This window comes from Streptomyces sp. NPDC019937 (genome assembly GCF_040631655.1).
Classification (GTDB): domain Bacteria; phylum Actinomycetota; class Actinomycetes; order Streptomycetales; family Streptomycetaceae; genus Streptomyces.
Genome location: NZ_JBEYAL010000011.1, coordinates 50777 through 69811 on the forward strand (window position 1 = coordinate 50777; position 19035 = coordinate 69811).

At 73.8% G+C, this 19035-nt stretch carries 18 protein-coding genes and 1 pseudogene; 7 read left to right on the forward strand and 12 right to left on the reverse strand.

The features are described from left to right. Window positions 1–4: 4 nt before the first annotated feature. The 7 genes from moeZ to ABZ562_RS13385 all read right to left on the reverse strand — a co-directional run bounded on the left by moeZ (window position 5) and on the right by ABZ562_RS13385 (window position 8859). Window positions 5–1183 carry an adenylyltransferase/sulfurtransferase MoeZ gene (gene moeZ, locus ABZ562_RS13355; RefSeq protein WP_361477555.1) on the reverse strand — a complete coding sequence of 393 codons (1179 nt, stop codon included), beginning with the start codon at window positions 1181–1183 and terminating at the stop codon, window positions 5–7. An 87-nt stretch (window positions 1184–1270) separates the two neighbouring features. Next, window positions 1271–2032 (reverse strand): spherulation-specific family 4 protein, encoded by a 762-nt coding sequence (locus tag ABZ562_RS13360; protein WP_361477978.1) that lies wholly within the window; start codon window positions 2030–2032, stop codon window positions 1271–1273. Further along, window positions 2029–3054: an NAD-dependent epimerase/dehydratase gene (locus ABZ562_RS13365; protein WP_361477558.1), complete on the reverse strand. Its 1026-nt coding sequence runs from the start codon at window positions 3052–3054 to the stop codon at window positions 2029–2031. The genes ABZ562_RS13360 and ABZ562_RS13365 overlap by 4 nt, the downstream gene beginning before the upstream one ends. Next, window positions 3051–4352, reverse strand: coding sequence for a hypothetical protein (locus ABZ562_RS13370; protein ID WP_361477561.1), 1302 nt, complete (start codon window positions 4350–4352; stop codon window positions 3051–3053). Before ABZ562_RS13370 ends, ABZ562_RS13365 begins: the two co-directional genes overlap by 4 nt. Continuing rightward, window positions 4349–6064: a DUF3492 domain-containing protein gene (locus ABZ562_RS13375; RefSeq protein WP_361477564.1), complete on the reverse strand. Its 1716-nt coding sequence runs from the start codon at window positions 6062–6064 to the stop codon at window positions 4349–4351. The genes ABZ562_RS13370 and ABZ562_RS13375 overlap by 4 nt, the downstream gene beginning before the upstream one ends. A gap of 262 nt (window positions 6065–6326) precedes the next feature. Further along, window positions 6327–7796 carry a DUF3152 domain-containing protein gene (locus ABZ562_RS13380; protein WP_361477567.1) on the reverse strand — a complete coding sequence of 490 codons (1470 nt, stop codon included), beginning with the start codon at window positions 7794–7796 and terminating at the stop codon, window positions 6327–6329. Beyond that, entirely contained in the window at window positions 7780–8859 is a 1080-nt protein-coding gene (locus ABZ562_RS13385) for an alpha/beta hydrolase (RefSeq protein WP_361477570.1), read from the reverse strand. Before ABZ562_RS13385 ends, ABZ562_RS13380 begins: the two co-directional genes overlap by 17 nt. Before the next feature lie 132 nt (window positions 8860–8991). On the opposite strand from ABZ562_RS13385, the gene ABZ562_RS13390 reads away from it, so the two are divergent. From ABZ562_RS13390 to ABZ562_RS13405, 4 genes are all read left to right on the forward strand, one after another. Beyond that, window positions 8992–9222, forward strand: a complete 231-nt coding sequence (locus ABZ562_RS13390; RefSeq protein WP_361477573.1) for a hypothetical protein — start codon at window positions 8992–8994, stop codon at window positions 9220–9222. A 134-nt stretch (window positions 9223–9356) separates the two neighbouring features. Beyond that, entirely contained in the window at window positions 9357–9998 is a 642-nt protein-coding gene (locus tag ABZ562_RS13395; RefSeq protein WP_361477576.1) for a TetR/AcrR family transcriptional regulator, read from the forward strand. A 115-nt stretch (window positions 9999–10113) separates the two neighbouring features. Then, window positions 10114–10341, forward strand: a complete 228-nt coding sequence (locus ABZ562_RS13400) for a DUF3107 domain-containing protein (protein ID WP_361477579.1) — start codon at window positions 10114–10116, stop codon at window positions 10339–10341. 197 nt (window positions 10342–10538) lie between these two features. Continuing rightward, window positions 10539–10808: a hypothetical protein gene (locus ABZ562_RS13405; RefSeq protein ID WP_361477582.1), complete on the forward strand. Its 270-nt coding sequence runs from the start codon at window positions 10539–10541 to the stop codon at window positions 10806–10808. Window positions 10809–10893: 85 nt separating this feature from the next. Here the strand turns inward: ABZ562_RS13405 and ABZ562_RS13410 are convergent, their stop codons facing one another. Beyond that, window positions 10894–11628, reverse strand: a complete 735-nt coding sequence (locus ABZ562_RS13410; RefSeq protein WP_361477585.1) for a ferritin-like fold-containing protein — start codon at window positions 11626–11628, stop codon at window positions 10894–10896. A gap of 220 nt (window positions 11629–11848) precedes the next feature. On the opposite strand from ABZ562_RS13410, the pseudogene ABZ562_RS13415 reads away from it, so the two are divergent. Then, window positions 11849–14066 (forward strand): annotated as a pseudogene (locus tag ABZ562_RS13415) (DEAD/DEAH box helicase). 121 nt (window positions 14067–14187) lie between these two features. Beyond that, window positions 14188–15051, forward strand: coding sequence for an alpha/beta hydrolase (locus tag ABZ562_RS13420; protein WP_361477588.1), 864 nt, complete (start codon window positions 14188–14190; stop codon window positions 15049–15051). Here the strand turns inward: ABZ562_RS13420 and ABZ562_RS13425 are convergent. Then, window positions 15048–15977: an NYN domain-containing protein gene (locus ABZ562_RS13425; RefSeq protein WP_055548044.1), complete on the reverse strand. Its 930-nt coding sequence runs from the start codon at window positions 15975–15977 to the stop codon at window positions 15048–15050. The genes ABZ562_RS13420 and ABZ562_RS13425 overlap by 4 nt on opposite strands. Before the next feature lie 220 nt (window positions 15978–16197). Between ABZ562_RS13425 and ABZ562_RS13430 the strand changes: the two genes are divergently transcribed. Beyond that, window positions 16198–16353 (forward strand): hypothetical protein, encoded by a 156-nt coding sequence (locus ABZ562_RS13430; RefSeq protein ID WP_009715242.1) that lies wholly within the window; start codon window positions 16198–16200, stop codon window positions 16351–16353. Between the two features lie 75 nt (window positions 16354–16428). Here ABZ562_RS13430 and ABZ562_RS13435 read toward each other — a convergent pair whose 3' ends face one another. The 3 genes from ABZ562_RS13435 to ABZ562_RS13445 form a co-directional block, all read right to left on the reverse strand. Then, window positions 16429–17304, reverse strand: a complete 876-nt coding sequence (locus ABZ562_RS13435; protein WP_361477592.1) for a PHP domain-containing protein — start codon at window positions 17302–17304, stop codon at window positions 16429–16431. A gap of 134 nt (window positions 17305–17438) precedes the next feature. Continuing rightward, the gene (locus ABZ562_RS13440; protein WP_055548047.1) at window positions 17439–18077 is read right to left on the reverse strand and encodes a DUF6758 family protein; all 639 of its coding nucleotides are present in this window, start codon (window positions 18075–18077) and stop codon (window positions 17439–17441) included. An 89-nt stretch (window positions 18078–18166) separates the two neighbouring features. Next, on the reverse strand, window positions 18167–18769 hold the full coding sequence (locus ABZ562_RS13445; protein ID WP_361477596.1) for a suppressor of fused domain protein: 603 nt from the start codon (window positions 18767–18769) through the stop codon (window positions 18167–18169). Between the last annotated feature and the right edge of the window lie 266 nt (window positions 18770–19035).

Genomic DNA, 19035 nt, shown 5'->3' on the forward strand with positions numbered 1-19035 from the left:
CGCGTCAGTAGACCGGCTTGTCGGGCTCGATCTGGTTGACCCAGCCGATCACGCCGCCGCCCACGTGGACGGCGTCCGAGAAGCCCGCGTTCTTCAGCACGGCCAGGACTTCCGCGGACCGGACACCCGTCTTGCAATGCAAGACGATCTTCTTGTCCTGCGGCATGTCCTGGAGGGCGGTGCCCATCAGGAACTCGTTCTTCGGGATGAGCCGGGCGCCCGGGATCGAGACGATCTCGTACTCGTTCTGCTCACGGACATCGATGATGTCGATGGCCTCGCCGTCGTCGATCCACTCCTTGAGCTGCTTGGGAGTGATCGTCGAACCGGCCGCCGCCTCCTGGGCCTCGTCCGAGACGACACCGCAGAAGGCCTCGTAGTCGATGAGCTCCTTGACCGTGGCGTTCGGGCCGCAGACCGCGCAGTCCGGGTCCTTGCGGACCTTGACCTGCCGGTAGGTCATCTCCAGGGCGTCGTAGATCATCAGGCGGCCGACCAGCGGGTCGCCCGCGCCGGTGAGCACCTTGATGGCCTCGGTGACCTGGATGGAGCCGATGGACGCGCACAGCACGCCCAGGACCCCGCCCTCGGCGCAGGAGGGGACCATGCCGGGCGGCGGGGGCTCCGGGTACAGGCAGCGGTAGCACGGGCCGTGCTCGGACCAGAAGACGGACGCCTGGCCGTCGAACCGGTAGATCGAACCCCATACGTACGGCTTGTTCAGCAGCACGCACGCGTCGTTGACCAGGTAGCGGGTGGCGAAGTTGTCCGTGCCGTCGACGATCAGGTCGTACTCGGAGAAGATCTCCATCACGTTGTCGGCCTCGAGGCGGCCCTCGTGCAGCACGACGTTCGTGTAGGGGTTGATGCCGAGGACGGTGTCGCGCGCGGACTCCGCCTTGGAGCGGCCGATGTCCGCCTGGCTGTGGATGATCTGGCGCTGCAGGTTGGACTCGTCGACCTCGTCGAACTCGACGATGCCGAGGGTGCCCACACCGGCGGCGGCGAGGTACATCAGGGCGGGCGAGCCGAGACCGCCCGCGCCCACGCAGAGCACCTTGGCGTTCTTCAGCCGCTTCTGGCCCTCCATACCGACATCCGGGATGATCAGATGGCGTGAGTACCTGCGGACCTCGTCGACGGTGAGCTCGGCAGCCGGCTCGACCAGGGGTGGCAGCGACACGGGGACTCCGTAGTAAGTAGGAGCGGGAGCGGTTCACCCCCGCGTGAGCGGGGAGGTTGTCTTCTCGTAACACTGCCACGCCCCATCTCATTCCATGACACACGGTCCGATGCGCGAGACGATGTCGTCCCAGTGTCCGGGCAGCGTCTCCCACAGGGCGGCGGAGCCCGCGCGCTGTCCCGGCCGGGTCGTGCGGTCCGTGAAGAACACCGTGCCCGCCCCCTGCCAGCGGGCGATGCGCAGCGCCTCGTCCAGATGCGGCCGGGGCACCCCGTGCACCAGATGGCAGAACCGTTCGGGCGGATAGCCCGCCGTCCACTCCGCGACCTGGGACCAACGGTAGTCCGCCCACCTGCCGCGGAAGGTCACCAGCTGGTCGGCGATCTCCGCGTACTCCTGGTACGGATGGGTGTCCTGGCCCAGCACCGTGTACGCCCGGCCGCGCAGCGCCCGCAGCGTGGTGACGATCCGGCGCACCTCCGCCAGACCGGGGCGCTCGGAGGGGCAGCGGTCCAGATAGAAGCCGTCGGGCCGGTACCAGTCCAGGTAGCGGCCCGCGTCCGCGACCACCTCGCCGAACGGGCGGGTGCCGAACCTCACGTCCAGCCGCCCCAGCACCCGTACGCCCGCGGCCCGCAGCCGGGCCACCGCGGCCGCGCAGTACGGGTCCGGGCACGAGCCGGGGCCGCGCGCGACGTCCAGGACGGCCCAGTGCACCGGGGTGCCGGGGCGGGTCAGCTCACCCCATTCGGCCGGTGCGACCAAGGGGTGCGCCCAGCCCGGCACCCCCAGGCCAAGACCGGCGGCGGGCGGCGGCGCCGGGCCGGGCCGGCGCCCCGGGGAGGTCAGATGCGACACGCGGCCTCCATCCAGATGTCGGCCAGCGACTCCTCCAGCGGGATGCGGGAGCGCCAGCCGAGCCGGTCGCGCGCGGTGCGCACATCGGCCTGCTGCCAGCTGCCGCAGCCGTCCGGGTAGGGGTACGCGGTGGCGCCGCCGTGCTCCGCCGGTCCGGGGGCGTGACCGGGGGCGTGCGGGGTGGGCGCCGGAGCGTGGCCGGGGGCGTGCGCGGGGGCCGGGATATGGGCGGCCGGGTGCATCGGGTTGCGCCCGGGCGGGACGTCGACCTCGTGCAGGGTGCCGCCGAAGCCCGCCACCCGGGCCAGCACGGAGGCCGCCTCGCGCAGCCGGACGGCGCGCCCGGTGCCGATGTTGACGACGCCCTGGGCGGCCGACAGCGAGGCCGCGTGCACCGCCCGCGCCACGTCCCGTACGTCCACGAAGTCCCGCTGCACCCCGAGCCCGCTCAGCTTCAGCTCGCTGTCCCCGGACTGCATCGCGCGCCGCATCGTCTCGGCGAGCCGCCCGAGCGGGGAGCCGGCCGGGGTGCCGGGTCCGACCGGCGAGAAGACCCGCAGCACCACCGCGTCCAGACCGGAGCCGAGCACCAGCTCGGTCGCGGCCAGCTTGCTCACACCGTACGGACCGCCGGGGCGCGGCACGGCGTCCTCGGCGGTGGACGAGCCGGGCTGCGAGGGCCCGTACTCGGAGGAGCAGCCGATCTGGACGAGCCGGGCGCCGCAGCCGCTGCGGCGCAGGGATTCGCAGACGGTCGCGACGGCCACGGTGTTGTGCCGGGTCAGCTCGCGGGCGCCGCCGCGGGTCGCGCCCGCGCAGTTGATCACCACACCGGGGTGGACCGCGTTCAGGAAGCGGGTGAGCGCGCCGGGGCTGCCGTTGGACAGGTCGAACCGCACGTCGGCGTCGTCCCCGCGGCCGAGCGCGGTGAGCTGGACGGCGGGGTCGGCCAGCAGGTGTTCGGCGACGTAGCGGCCCAGGTAGCCGCCGGAGCCGAGCAGCAGGACTCTCATCGTCGCGCCTCCCCGGGGGTGGCGTGTGGGGCGGTCGTCTCGTCGCTCATGGCTGTGCTCCTCGTAGGGATGGGAGGGGTGGGAGGGGATGGCGTGATCGGTGTGGGGGGCGTGGTGGGGGCGGTGTGGGCCGAGGCGCGGGACAGCGCGGCGCACGCGTACACCAGCAGCGCCAGCGCGGCGGTCCCGCAGGCCACGGCGGGGACGGCGGCCGTGCCATGGGCGGCGGCCAGCCGCCGCACCGGCTCGCCGAGCGCCGCGCAGCCCGGCAGCCGGGCGGCCCCGGCGGCGGCCGCCCCGGCGGCCTCGGCCGCGCAGGCCACGGCGGTGCCGAGGGCCGCGGCGGCGCGGAAGCCGTGGACGGTGAGCAGCCGGGCGGCGAACAGCAGAGCGGCCAGCGCGCCGGCGCCCGCCTCGGCGACGGGGCCGGGGGTGGCGCCGGGCACCGTGAGCCGGGCCGTGAGCACCAGCGGCGGCAGGGCGAGCACGAAGGCCAGAACGGTGGCCGCGCACAGCGGCCGGACCCCCGCCGCGAACTCGTCCAGCCCGCTGCTCGCGGCCAGCCTGCGGCGCGCCCGCACGGCGAACCAGCGGGCCAGCCACGCGGCGGGGGCGACGGCGAGGCCGAGGACGACGGCGGCCTCGCAGGCGGCCGCCGGGTCGTACGGGCTCGTACGGCCGGTGAGCCAGGTCAGCAGCCAGTCGCCGCAGGCGGCGTAGGCGAGCAGCCACCCGGTGCGCAGCGCTCCCGGCAAGCCCGCCGACCGGCTCGCGCACCGCCCCGTCCGGCCGCCTCGTCCGGCGGTGCCGAGCGGGCCCCGGCGCAGGCAGGGCCACAGCGCGCCCGCCGTCAGGACGGCACCGGCCGCGCCGACCGCGACGGCCCCGGTCCGGTACGCACCGGCGACGGTCGCCGCGGCCAGCGCACCGGGCAGCAGCCAGAGCAGTCCGAGCGCCGCCCGCACGCCCCAGGGCCGGGTCGGCCCGGTCTCCGCGGGCCGCGTGTCGTCCCCGGTGTCGCCGTCGCGCGGGACCCGGGCGTACAGCTCCTCGGCGAGCGAGAAGACATCGCGGTGCCGGAAGCGGGCGGCGGTGCGGTCGGTCACCCCGTGGGCCTCGAGACCGGCGGCGATCTCCAGCGGGTCGACGGCCCGCGCGCACAGCTCGCGGTGGCGGTGCATCAGCGCCCGCACCGGATCCACCGAGCCGCGCCGCGCCTTCGCGCCCCGCTCATGGGCGGACGCCGGGGCGCTCGGCTGTTCACGGCGCGCCCCGGGCGCGCCCGTGGGCCCGGTCACGCGCCCTCCTCGGACAGGGCGGCCAGGGGCTGCCGCGGTGCCGGCCCGGGCTCCGCCCAGCGGGGGGTGTGCGCGAGCCGCCGGCCCGCGGTCCAGCGGCCCGGGACGCGGGCCTCGGCCGGGCGGGCGAACGGCAGGGGCGCGCCGTCCGCGCCGACCTCCTCGCGGCGCACCGGGCAGTGCGACATCAGCTCCAGGTAGATGCCCCGGAAGGCGACCACGTTCTGCTCGGCGGTGAAGAGTTCCAGCGCCCGGGCGCGCGCGGCGGCGCCCAGGCGGGCGCGGCGCTCGGGATCGCGCAACAGCGCGAGGCACGCGTCGGCGAGCGCCCGGGGGTTGCGCGGCGGCACCACCAGGCCGGTGCCGCCGATGGCCTCGCAGACGGCGCCCGCGTCGGTCGAGACCGTGGCCCGGCCGCAGAACATCGCCTCGACCAGCCCCACCGGGAACCCCTCGACCACGCTGGACAGCACGACGACCGAACCCGCCGCGTACGCGTCCGCCAGGGTCGGCACCTCGGGATCGCCGACGCGCTCGAAGGAGACCGGATTGTCGCCGGGCGTATGGGCGTTCGCGGCCTCGTCGGGGAAGAGGTGGGCGGCCAGCCCGCGGCAGTGGGCCGGGTAGCCGCCGCCGGACGGGCCGTCGCCGGGCCGGGTCTCGATGACGCGCAGCCGCGCGTCCGGCTGCCACCGCCGCACCTCGGCGAAGGCGTGCAGCAGCGCGACGACGTCCTTGGCGGGTTCGAGCCGCCCCACCCACACCAGCGTCCGGTCGTCCGCTCCCCCGGCCGCCGCGCCGCCCTCGCCGACCTCGGCGAAGCGGGCGGCGTCCATCCCGGGATGGACGGTGCGCAGCCGCTCCGGGTCGGCGCCGCACCGCTCCTGCCAGCGGCGGGCGTGCGTATTGCCGGGGGTGATGAGCGCGGCCTGCGCGTACGCCTCGGCGGCCAGCCTCCCCTGGAAGGCGGCCAGCAGGGCGCGGACCGGCCCGGAGCGCTCGTCGCCGCCGGGCGGGCGCCGGAGATAGTGCTCGCGCAGCCGTACGCCGTACTCGGTGACCAGCAGCGGCGTGCCGAAACGGCGCTTGGCCAGCAGCCCCGGGAGCGCGGCCACGCCGCCCGACGTCGCGTGGCACAGGTCCACGCCGGACAGCCCCGGGTCGCGGCCACCGCCGTACCAGTCGAGCGACAGCGGGCGCAGCGCCCGCTCCAGCACCTCGGTCACGGCCAGCAGATCGGTGACCCGCGCCCGGTGGGCGGCGCGCGGCGCGCCGGGGGTGTGGCAGGCGCGCTCCAGGGTGCGGACGGCGTCCTCGGAGCGGAGCGCGGCGGCCAGCCCGCCGGTGTCGCGGGCGAGGTCGGCGAGGCCGTGGAGACCGCTGGCGAAACGGTCCGCCTGGGCGCCGTCCGGGCCGCCCGGCACGCTGATCGCCACCGCCAGGTCCCCGAAGTGCTCGGCGAACCGCCGCCGCTGACGCCGCCCGTACGACCGCCGCCGCCCGTACGGTTCGCCCCACAGCGGCGCGGTGCGCACCCGTCGCACCTGCCCGGGCAGCTCCGTCCGGCCCCCGGCCTCCTGACGGGCGTCGCGGCTCAGCGCGTAGACCTCGAAGTCGTGCTGGTCCAGCCCGCGCACCAGCCGGTCGCACCACACCAGCGCCTCACCGGTCGCATACGGGTACCCACCCTCCGTAAGCAGTCCCACGCGCATGAGCGCACCCCCGATCTCCCCTGTGGGCAAGCCGTCATGCCGCGGTTCGGCACGTCGGGCAGCGGGAGCACGTTATGCGCGCACGACCGTGGCGCGACGGACGGTTGTCCGTCGCACCACCGGAAGGGGTGAACGCCCGTGACCTTCCTGGATTTCAGGCGTTGTCGGGCGCTATAACGGGCGCGAGCCCCCGTGAGGGTCGGGAATCAGCCCCTGAGGATCAGCCCCTGAGGATCAGCCCTTGGGGATCAGCCCTTGGGGATCAGCCCTTGGGGAACGGCCAGGCGTTGGGGCGGCACGTCACGCCGTCCGTCGCCAGGAACTTGGTCTGCTGCATCATCACCGGGGCGAGCGCGCCCTGCTCGGTGCACGTCTCGTGGTTGTGTCCGAGCCGGTGCCCGACCTCGTGGTTGATGAGCATCTGGCGGTATTCGTACATCTTGTCGTCGCCGAACGTGCGGGCGCCCTGCGCCCACCGATAGGCGTTGATCATGACGCGCTCGGTGGACGCCGAGTCGCACGAGACGTTGTCCTGGGTCGTGTCGAGACCGGACTTCTGGCACCACACCGCGGTGGTGCCGGGGCTCGCCAGGGTGATGACGAAGTCGGGGCGTCCGGAGGAGACCCGCTCGAAGGTGCGGGTGCCACCGTGGCCCCAACTGCGGTCGTCGTTGAGCGTCTTGTGCACCGCCTCGGCGAACAGCGAGCCGTCGAGCGGCAGCCCCTTCTCGATGTCCACCCGGTAGCGCAGGATGTGGCCCTTGCCGGGCGCCTTGTCCTGCCCGGGGACGGTCGTGAAGGCGCCCGATCCCTTGAGCTTCGGATCGAGCGGATACGGGGCGGCCATCTTCTGCTGGTACGTGGCGAGTTCGGGGCTCGCGGAAGCGGACGGGGTGCCCCGGCCGTCCGTACGGGACGGCGCTCCCCCGTCGCCGCGCTCCGGGCCGCCCTTGGACTGCGCCTTGCCGTCGCTCTGCGGGCCGTTCGCCACCTGCCCGGCCACCACGACGGCCAGCACGGTGGTCACGGCCGCCGCGGCGACACCGGTGAACGTACGCCCCTTGCCGCCCTTGCCGGCCCCTCGCGCGCCCTTGCCCACGGGGTCGGGGCCGTCGGCCCCGGGGAGCCCGTCGGACGGCGAGGCGGTGCCCGGTCTACCGGGGTTGCCGGGGCCCCCGCCGGCGTTCCCGCGGTCGTCGTCGGCATCCGCGCCGGTGCGTCCGGTACGGCGTGGCGGCGGCACCGTACCGGGCGCACCGGCGGCGAAGACGTCCTCGCCGGAGGTTTCCGGGGTTCCGGTGGTGTCGAACGCCTCCAGGTACTCCTTGCGCGGACCGGGCATCAGTCCGCCCGCACCGCCGCCGGACGCACCACCGGCGGCGGAGCCGCCGGGGCGCTGCGGCGCGTTCATGGTGGCGGTGCCGAAGGCGCTCCAGCCACCGCTCGTCTCGCGCTGCGCGGGGCGCCCGGGCGGCCCGGAGGGCCCGGGGTGTCCGGAGGCCCCGGGGTGGCCGGAGGCCCCGGGGTGGCCGCCCCTGGAGCGCGCCGGCGGCGAGGCCGGTCCGTGGACGGTCCGCGGGATGCCCTGCGGCGGCGTCACGCCCGGGTCCTGGGCGCCGGGCGCCGCCGAGCGCCGCCGACGCCCCGCACCGGGGCCGGAATCCGCCTCGGTGGACCCGGGATCCCGGTCCTCCTGGCTGCCCCGTGCGCTGTGCTTACCCACGCGCCGCACCGCTCCCGTCCGCTCCGGGCACCGGTACGCCCCGTGTCTTCCGGCTGTCCCGTCCGTCTGTCGCTTGTCGTTCGTGTCTCAGGCCGACGGCCCGCCCACCGGCGGCTCGTCCCTCGACGTCGTCGAGCAGTTCGCGCATGCCGCGCGCCACCGCTCCGGGGTACTCCATCATCGCCACGTGTCCGGCGTCCAACAGCGTCAACAGACGCGAGTCGCGGAAGGTTGCGCTCGCCCTGCGGGCCATGCGGAAGGACACCAGCTGGTCGCGCGTCCCGTAGACGAGGAGGGTGGGCGCGAGGACCCGCTCGGCCTGCCGCCACAGCGAGTGCTGGCCGCCGAGGGCGTAGGAGTCGACCAGGCCGCGCGCCGAACGCGCGAGCGCGTCCCAGAAGTACGGGAGCGCGAGCCGCCGCTCGTACTCCTCGACCGCCAGCGCGAAGTCCTCCTGAGTGACCTGCCCGGGATCGCCGTAGGTGAGCGCGAGCAGCTCCCGGGTGCGCCGCTCCGCGTCCCAGTCGCGGGTCGCGCGGCTGAAGAGGCGGGTCGCCCCGGGGATCGCGAGCAGCCCGGTGGGCACCGCGGTGCGCTGCGGGCGCCGCTCGGGCAGCGCGGGCGAGACGAGGGTGAGGCTGCGCACCAGGTCCGGCCGCACGGCCGCGACGCGGATGGCGATCGTGCCGCCCATGGAGTTCCCGGCCAGGTGCACGGGGGCGCGGCCGCTCGCGTCGAGGTGACGGATGACGGCCCGGGCGTGGCCGGATATGGAGTAGTCGCCGTCGTCGGGCGGCGGGGAGTCGCCGAATCCGGGCAGGTCGGGGGCCTCGATGTCCAGCCGGTCGGCGAGCTGTTCCATCAGCGGCGACCAGTTCTGCGAACATCCGCCCAGCCCGTGGAGAAACACCGCGGGCGGCAGGTCTGAAACCACGGGCGGACGGGTACGCACGTTCAGCGTGAGACCGGGCAGGCTGGTGGTGCGGAGCTTTTCACCCGCCCCGACCCGCACGGGCCGCGCTGGGGGCACCGCGGCGACGATGCGGGCTTCCGGCGGCTCGGTCGAAGACATGCCGCAATGTTACGAGACGATCACATGGCTGACCGTGTGTTCACGCTCACAGACCACGTAGCGTCCGAAAGTGACCTCTCCTAGGCTCGTACATACACAGAGGCGATCATCTGCCTCTGGGAAGGGGAGTACATGTCCGTCGATCCGAGCGACCCCGAGACCTTCGCGAACGCCCTCGAGAACAACGACGGCCCCGCCCTCCGCAGCGTCGAGGCCCCCGAGGCGGACGCCGCCGAACAGCACCATGACCTCGTCCCCCACCGCGACGACCTGCCGACCGCCGACGAACCGCTGGAGGCCAACGAGGCCGACCGCGCGGAGCAGGCCCGGGTCGTCGAGGAGAACGAGGAGGACTACCGATGACCAGCACCCTTTGTGGGCTTTCATAGTGTCCAGTCCGTGAAAATCTCCGCACGGACGGCGCGCGGCCCTGTTACCCAAAAGTACGATGGCGGGCGCGGTGGACACCGTGCTCGGAACATTCAATGGGAGGCGGCGTGACAGCCATCGAGCAGACAGAGGCGCGCCCGCGGGGTACGCGCCTGCCGCGCCGAGCCCGACGCAATCAGCTCCTGGGGGCCGCCCAGGAGGTCTTTGTCGCACAGGGCTACCACGCGGCCGCGATGGACGACATCGCCGAGCGCGCGGGAGTCAGCAAGCCCGTGCTCTACCAGCACTTCCCGGGCAAGCTGGAGCTGTATCTCGCCCTGCTCGACCAGCACTGCGACGCCCTGCTGCAGGCGGTCCGCACCGCGCTCGCCTCGACCACCGAGAACAAGCAGCGGGTGGCCGCCACCATGGACGCCTACTTCGCGTACGTCGAGGAGGAGGGCGGCGCCTTCCGGCTCGTCTTCGAGTCCGACCTCACCAACGAGCCCGCCGTGCGCGAGCGCGTGGACCGGGTCTCGCTCCAGTGCGCCGAGGCGATCAGCGAGGTCATCGCGGAGGACACCGGGCTGTCCAAGGACGAGTCCATGCTGCTGGCCGTCGGCCTCGGCGGCGTCTCGCAGGTCGTCGCCCGCTACTGGCTCTCCAGCGGCAGCACCGTCCCCCGGGACACCGCTGTGCAGTTGCTCACCTCGCTCGCCTGGCGCGGTATCGCGGGCTTCCCGCTGCACGGAGCGGAGAGCGGGACGTAAGGCCTGTTCGCTGCGGGCTTGGCCCGCGCCGCCCAGCGGGCCCGGTTCCCGGGCTAATGTGTGCTGCGTACAGCGCGGACGCCGCGCACCAACTGACCGTCGGAGGGACAAGGCCGTGGAGGTCAAGATCGGCGTGCAGCACGCGCCCCGCGAGATCACCTTGGAGAGCGGGCAGTCTGCCGAGGATGTCGAGCGTGCGGTGGCCGACGCGCTCGCTGGCAAGGCGCAGGTGCTGAGCCTGTCGGACGAACACGGCCGCAAGGTCCTGGTTCCGGCCGACCGTCTCGCCTACGTCGAGATCGGTGAGCCGAGCGCCCGCAAGGTCGGCTTCAGCGCTCTCTGAGCGGATCACGCGTAACGGCGGCGGGGTCCGGTGGGATTTCTCTCACCGGACCCCGCCGCCGTCGTGCGCCGTCGCGCCGCGGCCCGCTCTTCCGATCCCCCTCGATCAGGGTTGCCCCCGCTTGGCCCCGGGTAGGACCGGCACGACCGACGCGTGATCACGCTTCGGTCCCGATCCGCTCACGGGAAGGACGCGCCATGATCTTCTGGGAAGCGCTCGGCTCGGTACTGATCGGTCTCGCCATCGCGTACGGGGCGAGTCACCGGCTGCCCCGCCGACTGCCCGCCACACCCCTCGTCCTGTCCACCGGCCCCGCCGCCGCGTTCTTCGGCGCGATGATCGCCCACACCGTGCTGGGCTCGGGCCACTCGGCGGTCGTACTGATGGTCGCGCTCGGCTTCGCCGCCGCCCTGCTGTCGCTGCTCGTCCGGCCCCGGGCCGGGCGCCGCCGGTCGGTCCCGGCCTGAGCCACGGCTCAGGCACGGCCCGCCGAGGCGCGGCGCGCGAGGGCTCCGGGGTCCCGGAGCCCTTTCTCGCGCCCCCCGCGCGGGACTACGCGGCCAGGCCCAGCGCCGACATCCGCTTGGTGTGCGCCTCGGTGATCCGCGAGAACATCCGGCCGACCTCGGCCAGGTCGAAGCCGTCGGCCAGTCCGCCCACCAGCATCGTGGACAGCGCGTCACGGTCGGCGACCACCCGCTGCGCCTGGGACAGCGCCTCGCCCATCAGCCGCCGGGCCCACAGCGCCAGCCGCCCGCCGACCCGCGGGTCGGCCTCGATCGCGGCCCGCACCTTCTCCACCGCGAAGCTCGCGTGGCCGGTGTCGTCCAGCACCTGGAGCACCAGGGCGCGGGTGTCCGAGTCGAGCCGGGCCGCCACCTCGCGGTAGAAGTCACTGGCGATCGAGTCGCCCACGTACGCCTTGACCAGGCCCTCCAGCCAGTCGGACGGCGCGGTCTGGCGGTGGAACCCGTCCAGCGCCGCCGCGAACGGCTCCATCGCCGCGGTCGGCTCCTCGCCGACCGCGGCCAGCCGGTCCCGCAGCCGCTCGAAGTGGTGGAACTCGGCCGACGCCATCTTCGCCAGCTCCGCCTTGTCCTCCAGCGTGGGCGCCAGCTTGGCGTCCTCCGCGAGCCGCTCGAACGCGGCCAGCTCGCCATAGGCGAGCGCCCCGAGCAGGTCCACCACCGCGGCCCGGTACTGCGGCTCGGCGGCGGCCGTCTCCCAGTCCTGGGCGGCGATCCCGGTCGGGGTCTTCTCGGTCTCAGGCGTATCAGACGTCTCCATGGAGCGCACAATAGTCCGCCGGACGGGGCGAGGAAGGCCCTGGTCAGCCAAGTCCCCCCACGCCCCGGTTCGGGTTACCCGGTCACAGATGCGCGCTTCCGGGGTACAGTGGTATTTGCACCCGTCGAGTATCGGCGGGTCGTTCCACGAATACGGATGCCCGGTCGGTGGCCCGATCGGCTCCAACACCCGACCGCTCTCCGCGCGGCGCGCATCTTCCATGCGCACGGCAGGAGGGACCCGCTCGCGGCGTGAGCGCTCGAGCGAGGGCAGTGGTCCCGCGCCGAACCGGCCAAGGCCGGTGTACCCGGGCGCAGTGCGACCCCCTTCGCCGCCTCCCGCCGCGTCTCACAGAAGAGGCAAGCATCCTGACCACTTTCCGAGAACTCGGGATCCTTCCCGAGACAGCCGAGGCCCTCGAGGCCGTCGGCATCACGTCCCCGTTCCCCATCCAGGAGATGACGCTCCCGGTCGCCCTCTCCGGCTCCGACGTCATCGGCCAGGCCAAGACCGGCACCGGCAAGACGCTGGGCTTCGGCCTCCCGCTGCTGGAGCGCGTCGTCGTCCCCGCGGACGTCGAGGCGGGCCGGGCCAAGCCCGACCAGCTGACCGACGCCCCGCAGGCGCTCGTGGTCGTCCCCACCCGCGAGCTGTGCCAGCAGGTCACCAACGACCTGCTGACCGCTGGCAAGGTCCGCGCCGTCCGGGTGCTGTCGATCTACGGCGGCCGCGCGTACGAACCGCAGGTCGAGGCCCTGAAGAAGGGCGTCGACGTGGTCGTCGGCACCCCCGGCCGGCTGCTCGACCTCGCGGGCCAGAAGAAGCTGCGGCTCTCGTCCGTCAAGGCCCTCGTCCTCGACGAGGCCGACGAGATGCTCGACCTGGGCTTCCTGCCCGACGTCGAGAAGATCATCAACATGCTCCCGGCCAAGCGCCAGACCATGCTGTTCTCGGCGACCATGCCGGGCGCCGTCATCGGTCTCGCCCGCCGCTACATGTCGCAGCCCACGCACATCCGCGCCACCGCGCCGGACGACGAGGGCCAGACGGTCGCCAACACGACGCAGCACGTCTTCCGCGCCCACTCCATGGACAAGCCGGAGGTCGTGGCGCGCGTGCTGCAGGCGGAGGGCCGCGGCCTCGCGATGATCTTCTGCCGTACGAAGCGGACCGCCGCCGACATCGCCGACCAGCTCGCCCGCCGCGGGTTCGCCTCCGGCGCGGTCCACGGCGACCTCGGCCAGGGCGCCCGCGAGCAGGCGCTGCGCGCCTTCCGCAACGGCAAGGTCGACGTCCTGGTCTGCACCGATGTCGCCGCGCGCGGCATCGACGTCGAGGGCGTCACCCATGTGATCAACTACCAGTCCCCCGAGGACGAGAAGACCTATCTGCACCGCATCGGCCGCACCGGCCGCGCGGGCGCCTCGGGTATCGCCATCACGCTCGTCGACTGGGACGACATCCCGCGCTGGCAGCTGATCAACAAGGCGCTGGACCTGCCGTTCAACGATCCGGAGGAGACGTACTCGACCTCCGCGCATCTGTACGAGCTGCTGAGCATCCCGGAAGGCACCACCGGTGTCCTGCCGCGCGCCGAGCGCACCCGGGCCGGGCTGGGCGCCGAGGAGATCGAAGACCTCGGTGAGACCGGTGGCCGCGGCCGCCGCTCCCCCGCCACGGAGGAGCGCCCCGCGCGCCGCACCCGCACCCCGCGGGTCCGCCGCCGCACCCGCGGCGGCCAGTCGGTGGACGCTTCGGCCCCGGCCACCCCCGAGGCCGAGGGCGCCGAGTCCGCGACGGAGCCGCGCCGTCCGCGCCGCCGTCGCCGTACCCGGTCCGGTGCGGCGGCCGACGCGGACGCGGCGGCCGTCACCGCCGTCGACACGGCGGAGGCCCCGGCAGTGGAGGCCCCGGCGGCGGAGGCTCCGGCGGATGCCGCGCCGGAGGAGACCCCCGCCAAGCCCCGGCGCCGCCGCACCCGCGCCAAGGCGGACACCGCCGAGACCGCGGTCGCCACGGCCGAGGGCACGACCGAGGCAGCCGAGGAAACCCCGGCCAAGCCCCGACGCCGCACCCGCGCCAAGGCCGACGCCGCCGAAACGGCCGTCGCCACCGCCGAGGGCACGACCGAGACAGCCGAGGAAACCCCGGCCAAGCCCCGACGCCGCACCCGGGCGAAGGCGGCCGAGACGGCCGAGGCCGGAGCCGAGGCGGCGGAGACCGCCCCGGCCGCGCCGCGTCGCCGTACCCGGGCCAAGGCCGCCACGGCCGATACGGCCGAGACGCCGGAGGCCGAGGCCCCCGCCAAGCCGCGCCGTCGCACCCGTGCGGCGGCCAAGGCCACGGAGCCGGCCGCTCAGCCCGACGAGGCCGAGGCGAAGCCCGTACGCCGCCGCACCCGCACCCGCGCCGCGGCGGAAGCCACACCCGAGGCCTGACGGCCACAGCACCCGACGGGGCCTGATCCGCACACCGCGGATCAGGCCCCGGGCACGTGGGGCCCCGGGCACAACGCCCCGTTCACACCCCGTTCTCCGCGTCCTGTATAGCCTCGTCTCCATGAGCAGGCCGCCGTTCCTCACCCTCCCCACGGGCGCCCGCGCCCACCGGCTGTCGACCGCGCGCGGCGAGTTCGCCGTGCATGACGCACCACCGGGGCGCTCCGCGCGCGGGACCGTGCTGCTGGTGCCGGGGTTCACCGGGAGCAAGGAGGACTTCATCGCGCTCCTGGAGCCGCTGGCCGCCGCCGGTTACCGGGCGGTCGCGGTCGACGGGCGGGGGCAGTACGAGAGTCCCGGGCCGCGCGACGAGGCCGCCTACGCGCAGGACGAGCTGGCGCGGGATCTGCTCGCCCAGGCGGCGGCGCTGGCGGACGGCTCGGGGCCGGTCCATGTGCTGGGGCACTCGCTGGGCGGGCTGATCGCACGGGCCGCCGTGCTGCGCGACCCCGCCGCCTTCGCCTCGCTCACGATCATGAGTTCCGGGCCCGGCGCCATCGCGCCCCCGCAGCAGGAGCGCACCAAGCTGCTGATCGACGCGCTGAGCGTGATGGACATGGAGTCCGTCTGGCAGGCGATGCGCGAACTCGATCCGCCCGAGGCGGCCGATGAGGTGACGCCGCCCGGCGTACGGGACTTTCTGCACGCGCGCTGGATGCGCACCGTTCCGGAGCAGCTGATGGCCACCGGGCGGCAGCTGAACGGTGAGCCGGACCGGGTCGGGGAGCTGGCCGCGACGGCGCTCCCGAAGCATGTGCTGTCGGGTGAGGTGGACTACGCCTGGCCGGTGCCGCTGATGGACGCGATGGCGGAGCGGCTGTCCGCCCGCCGGACCGTGATCGAGGGCGCGGAGCACTCCCCCAACGCGGAGCGGCCGCACCCCACGGCCGACGCACTGATCTCCTTCTGGCAGGACACCCCCTAGTACTGCGCCTGCAGGTGCTCCCAGAAGCCGTCCCGCAGCGCCCGCCGCAGATCGGCGTGGGCGCGCAGGGACAGCCGCAGCATCCCCTCCGCGTCGATCAGCAGCTCCTGGTCGACCGAGCCGGGCAGATAGGGGTGGCCGGGCAGCAGCTCGGCGAGGCTTTCGCGGCCGCGTGCGGAGAGCCACTGCGCGGCGATCTGGGCGCCGATGAAGCGCACCTCGTCGCGGGAGGGGGCGGGCCCGCACAGCGGGCTGTCGCCGTTCGGCTCGTAGCCGGTCGCCCGCCGGGTGACGTACGGCTTGCAGAAGTCGAGGTCGAAGGTGCGCTGGCTGTCGACCTCCCACAGCAGCGGCTCGGCCTGGTTGCGCCCGTCGAGGGCCTCGATGCCCCACAGGTGGACGCGCGCTCCGTAGCCCTGCGCGGCCTCGACGGCGGAGACCAGGTCCTCGTCGCCCCCGATCAGCACGGCATCGCCGATGGCCCGGTGCCGGGCGAGGGATTCGAGGTCGGAGCGGATGAGTGAGTCGACGCCCTTCTGCTGGTTGTTGGCGTTGAGGTTGCCCAGCCGGACCTTGACGTCGGGCAGCTCGGCGATGCTCTGCTGCTCGGGGGTGTGGATGCGGCGCCGGGCCCCGTCGAACCAGTAGACCCGCAGCAGCCGGCTGTCCGGGAAGATCGTCCGGGCCTTGTCGATGAACGCCTCGATGATCCCCTCCGCGTCGAGCTCGAAGGCCCGGCGGTCCTCCGTCCCGGCGACGAGCCGCCCGGCGGCGGCGTAGACGTATCCGGCGTCCACGAAGATCGCATGAGTGGAGGGCGTGGTCGCGACCTCGGCGAGCACGCGCTGCAGCAGCTCGTTGGTGCGCTCGATGCCGTCGACGATCGAGGCGAGGTCTGGTTGGCCCGCAGGCATCACGTCACTCATACGCGGTTCATTCTCCGGGCCTCCGCAGGAGGGGCACAACCGGACTCCGTCTCATCGGCGCCCGACCAGGGAATGCTTAGTCTGGCGAAAAATTTCATTAGCGTAGGGAATCTTTTCAGGGCATGCTTCGTTGAACAGGTTGTGGAAGCACGCGGCAGCGAAGCCGCGTGTTCCGTATACACCAGTTCTCCAGCAGGAGGATCAGACGAAGGGAGAAGCCTTGCAGCGCTTCGAGATCATGCGCCTTGACGATGTCGACGGGAACGCCGTGGACAGCACCGTCGTGGACGCCGCCTCCGTCAACCGGATCGTGCAGCAGGCCGCCGCGATCGGCCAGCGCATCTACATCCGTCCAGCCGAAACCGCCGCCCGGTAGTACCACCGACGCAGAAGCAGCAGACAAAGACGCAGATTCAGACGCCGACACGTCACCGACGAGAAGAGTGACGCGTCACCGCAGCCGCCCTCGTACGCCGTCGTACGGGGGCGCTTCGCGTGGCGCCAGCGCCGCCCGGCGCACGATCTCCGCGTAGACCTCGGGGTCGGTGGTGTACTCGCCGAGCCGGCAGGTCTTACGGCTGCCGTGGTAGTCGCTGGAGCCCGTGGTCAGCAGCCCGTGCTCGGCGGCGATCGCGCGCAGCCGGGCCCGGGTGGGCTCGTCGTGGTCCATATGGTCGACCTCGATGCCGTCGAGACCGGCCGCGGCCAGCTCCCCGATCGCGCTCTCCGGTACGCACTCGCCCCGCTTGACGGCCAGCGGATGCGCGAAGACGGCGACCCCGCCCGCGCCCTTGATCAGCCGGACCGCCTCGAAGGGGTCCAGCTCGTGCTTCTCCACGTACGCCCGGCCGCCGTTCGACAGCCACTCCGAGTCGAACGCGTCCGTGACGCTCTCGACGACGCCCGCCTCGACCATCGCGGTCGCGATGTGCGGCCGCCCCACGGCCCCGTCCCCGGCGATCTCCGCCACCCGTTCCCAGGTGACGGGCACGCCCAGCTCACGCAGCTTGCCCACCATCGCCTTGGCCCGGGGCACCCGGTCGTCGCGCACCAGCTCGCGCTCGCGCGCCAGCTCGGGCTCGGCCGGATCGAAGAGGTACGCCAGCATGTGCAGGCTCACCCCGCCCAGACGGCAGGACAGCTCGGCGCCGGTGACCAGCGTCAGCCCGTCCGGCAGCGCCCCGGCCGCCTCCTCGTAGCCGCCGACCGTGTCGTGATCGGTGAGCGCGACGACGTCCAGCCCGGCCGCGGCGGCATTGCGCACCAGTTCGGCGGGGGTGTCCGTACCGTCCGACGCGGTGGAGTGGGTGTGCAGGTCGATGCGCACGAACGCGGGCTCCCAGCGGTAACAGGGTGAACGGGCGGCCTGCTTCAGGGTAGCCGCAGTCCAGGGCATGCCCGCGTCAGGGGTGACCCGTACGATCCGTACGGCCACCCGGCGTCAGGGCCGCACACCCCGCGTCAGGACAGCAGCCGCGGCGACAGCGCGCCGCACGGCACCAGATCCACCTCGGCGCCCGCGTCCCGCAGATCGGTGAGCACCATCTCGTCGTACATCAGCAGCCCGGTCTGCTCGGGCCAGACCACCGCCCACAGCCACAGCCCGCACGCCTCGCCCGCGAACACCGCACGGTCGTCCGGGGTGCCCTCGACGTGCCACAGCGGGGTGGGCCGCCCGGCGGCCAGCACCTTGACATGCGGCGGCTTGTCCACCCGCATCCCGGGCCCGGGATCGGGGCCGGGGATGCCCGCGTACCGCGCGCCGAGCCCCACGCCCAGCTCCTCCGCCACCAGCAGCAGCTCCCCCGGGCCGCCCAGCGGGCCCGGGCCCGAGCAGGCCACGACCGTCGCGCGGCCGCCGCTGCGGTCGTCACCGGCGCACGCGACCCCGGTGAACAGCCAGCCGACGGGCAGCGGCCACGGCATCCATACGGGCACCCGGGCACGGTTGGTGACCACCACGAGTGCTTCCACGCTCGGTGGGACGACCGGCTGGACGGGGTGCACCGTGCCGTGCACACCGCACTGCCAGGAGTCGGCGAAGAGACCGGGCGCACGCACCCGGCCACCGCACTTCGGGCAACTGGGTTCGCCCCTCATAGGGCCCCACGGTCCTCCCCGCCCGTCCCCACGTCAAGGACGATCACCCATGTGGAGGGGGCGGACCGGACACGAGTCGGGGACGAGCCTCAGACGAGCGGCACACCGGATCTGGCCGGGTCGCGCAGGTCCGTGCCGTGCCGCAGCCAGCGGTCCTGGAGCGCGCCGGCGCCGTGGACCCGCTTCCACGCCGCCTCGTTCCCGGTCATCGGCAGCAGCGGCAGGAAGCGCACCGGCTCCATCGGCGCGATCAGCTCCAAGTCCTCGACCAGACCACCCGGTTCACCCACGAGCACGGAGCTGAAGGGCGCCCCGGGCCACAACGGGCCGCCAAGGTCCAGGGACGCGCCCGGGGCCACCACCACGCCCTCGACCTGCGGCGAGGCGGCCAGCACGGCGAGCGGGCGCAGCACCTCGTCCAGGACGGCGGGGGCGGGCCCCGGCCCGCCGCCGCGCACGGTGAGGACCAGCTCGGCGCGCGGGCCGCGGAGGGGGTCGGCGACGGGGGCGGTGGGGTCGGTCATCGGATGGTCCGACATGCCGAGGGTGGCGTACCTGACGACGTTCCCGTCCGCGCGGAAACGCAGCACCTCGATGCGGTCCGTACCGACGAACGTGACGGCGGCGCGGGCGTCCGGCTCGCCCAGCGCGGTGATCAACCGGGCCTCGACCAGCTGCAGAACGTCTGACATGCGGTGAGCATAGATCGCGTATCGAACGGGCAAAGCGGCGGCCGGGCGGTTCCGGCGGCTGATAGCCTTGCTGCCTGCCCAGGGAATTTACGTCGTCCCCCAAGGGGGACCGGCCGGAGGAGGTGGGGCTGCGGTGGATCCTAGTCGACCGTGCAGTACCGACAGTTCTCCCGTCGTTTCCCCTTGGTATGCGGCTTCATGATCTGAAACCTTCCGTACCCCACCGCCTCGCGGTGAAACACGTGAAGTCTTCTCACATCAAGGGC

What these genes read in the sequence shown, in the direction of transcription:
- ABZ562_RS13390 (WP_361477573.1), top strand. Translation starts at nt 8,992, where the DNA reads ATGTCCGTCGATCCGAGCGACCCCGAGACCTTCGCGAACGCCCTCGAG.
- ABZ562_RS13425 (WP_055548044.1), bottom strand. Translation starts at nt 15,977, where the DNA reads ATGAGTGACGTGATGCCTGCGGGCCAACCAGACCTCGCCTCGATCGTC.
- ABZ562_RS13445 (WP_361477596.1), bottom strand. Translation starts at nt 18,769, where the DNA reads ATGTCAGACGTTCTGCAGCTGGTCGAGGCCCGGTTGATCACCGCGCTG.
- ABZ562_RS13365 (WP_361477558.1), bottom strand. Translation starts at nt 3,054, where the DNA reads ATGAGAGTCCTGCTGCTCGGCTCCGGCGGCTACCTGGGCCGCTACGTC.
- ABZ562_RS13420 (WP_361477588.1), top strand. Translation starts at nt 14,188, where the DNA reads ATGAGCAGGCCGCCGTTCCTCACCCTCCCCACGGGCGCCCGCGCCCAC.
- ABZ562_RS13440 (WP_055548047.1), bottom strand. Translation starts at nt 18,077, where the DNA reads ATGAGGGGCGAACCCAGTTGCCCGAAGTGCGGTGGCCGGGTGCGTGCG.
- ABZ562_RS13385 (WP_361477570.1), bottom strand. Translation starts at nt 8,859, where the DNA reads ATGTCTTCGACCGAGCCGCCGGAAGCCCGCATCGTCGCCGCGGTGCCC.
- ABZ562_RS13410 (WP_361477585.1), bottom strand. Translation starts at nt 11,628, where the DNA reads ATGGAGACGTCTGATACGCCTGAGACCGAGAAGACCCCGACCGGGATC.
- ABZ562_RS13405 (WP_361477582.1), top strand. Translation starts at nt 10,539, where the DNA reads ATGATCTTCTGGGAAGCGCTCGGCTCGGTACTGATCGGTCTCGCCATC.
- ABZ562_RS13375 (WP_361477564.1), bottom strand. Translation starts at nt 6,064, where the DNA reads ATGCGCGTGGGACTGCTTACGGAGGGTGGGTACCCGTATGCGACCGGT.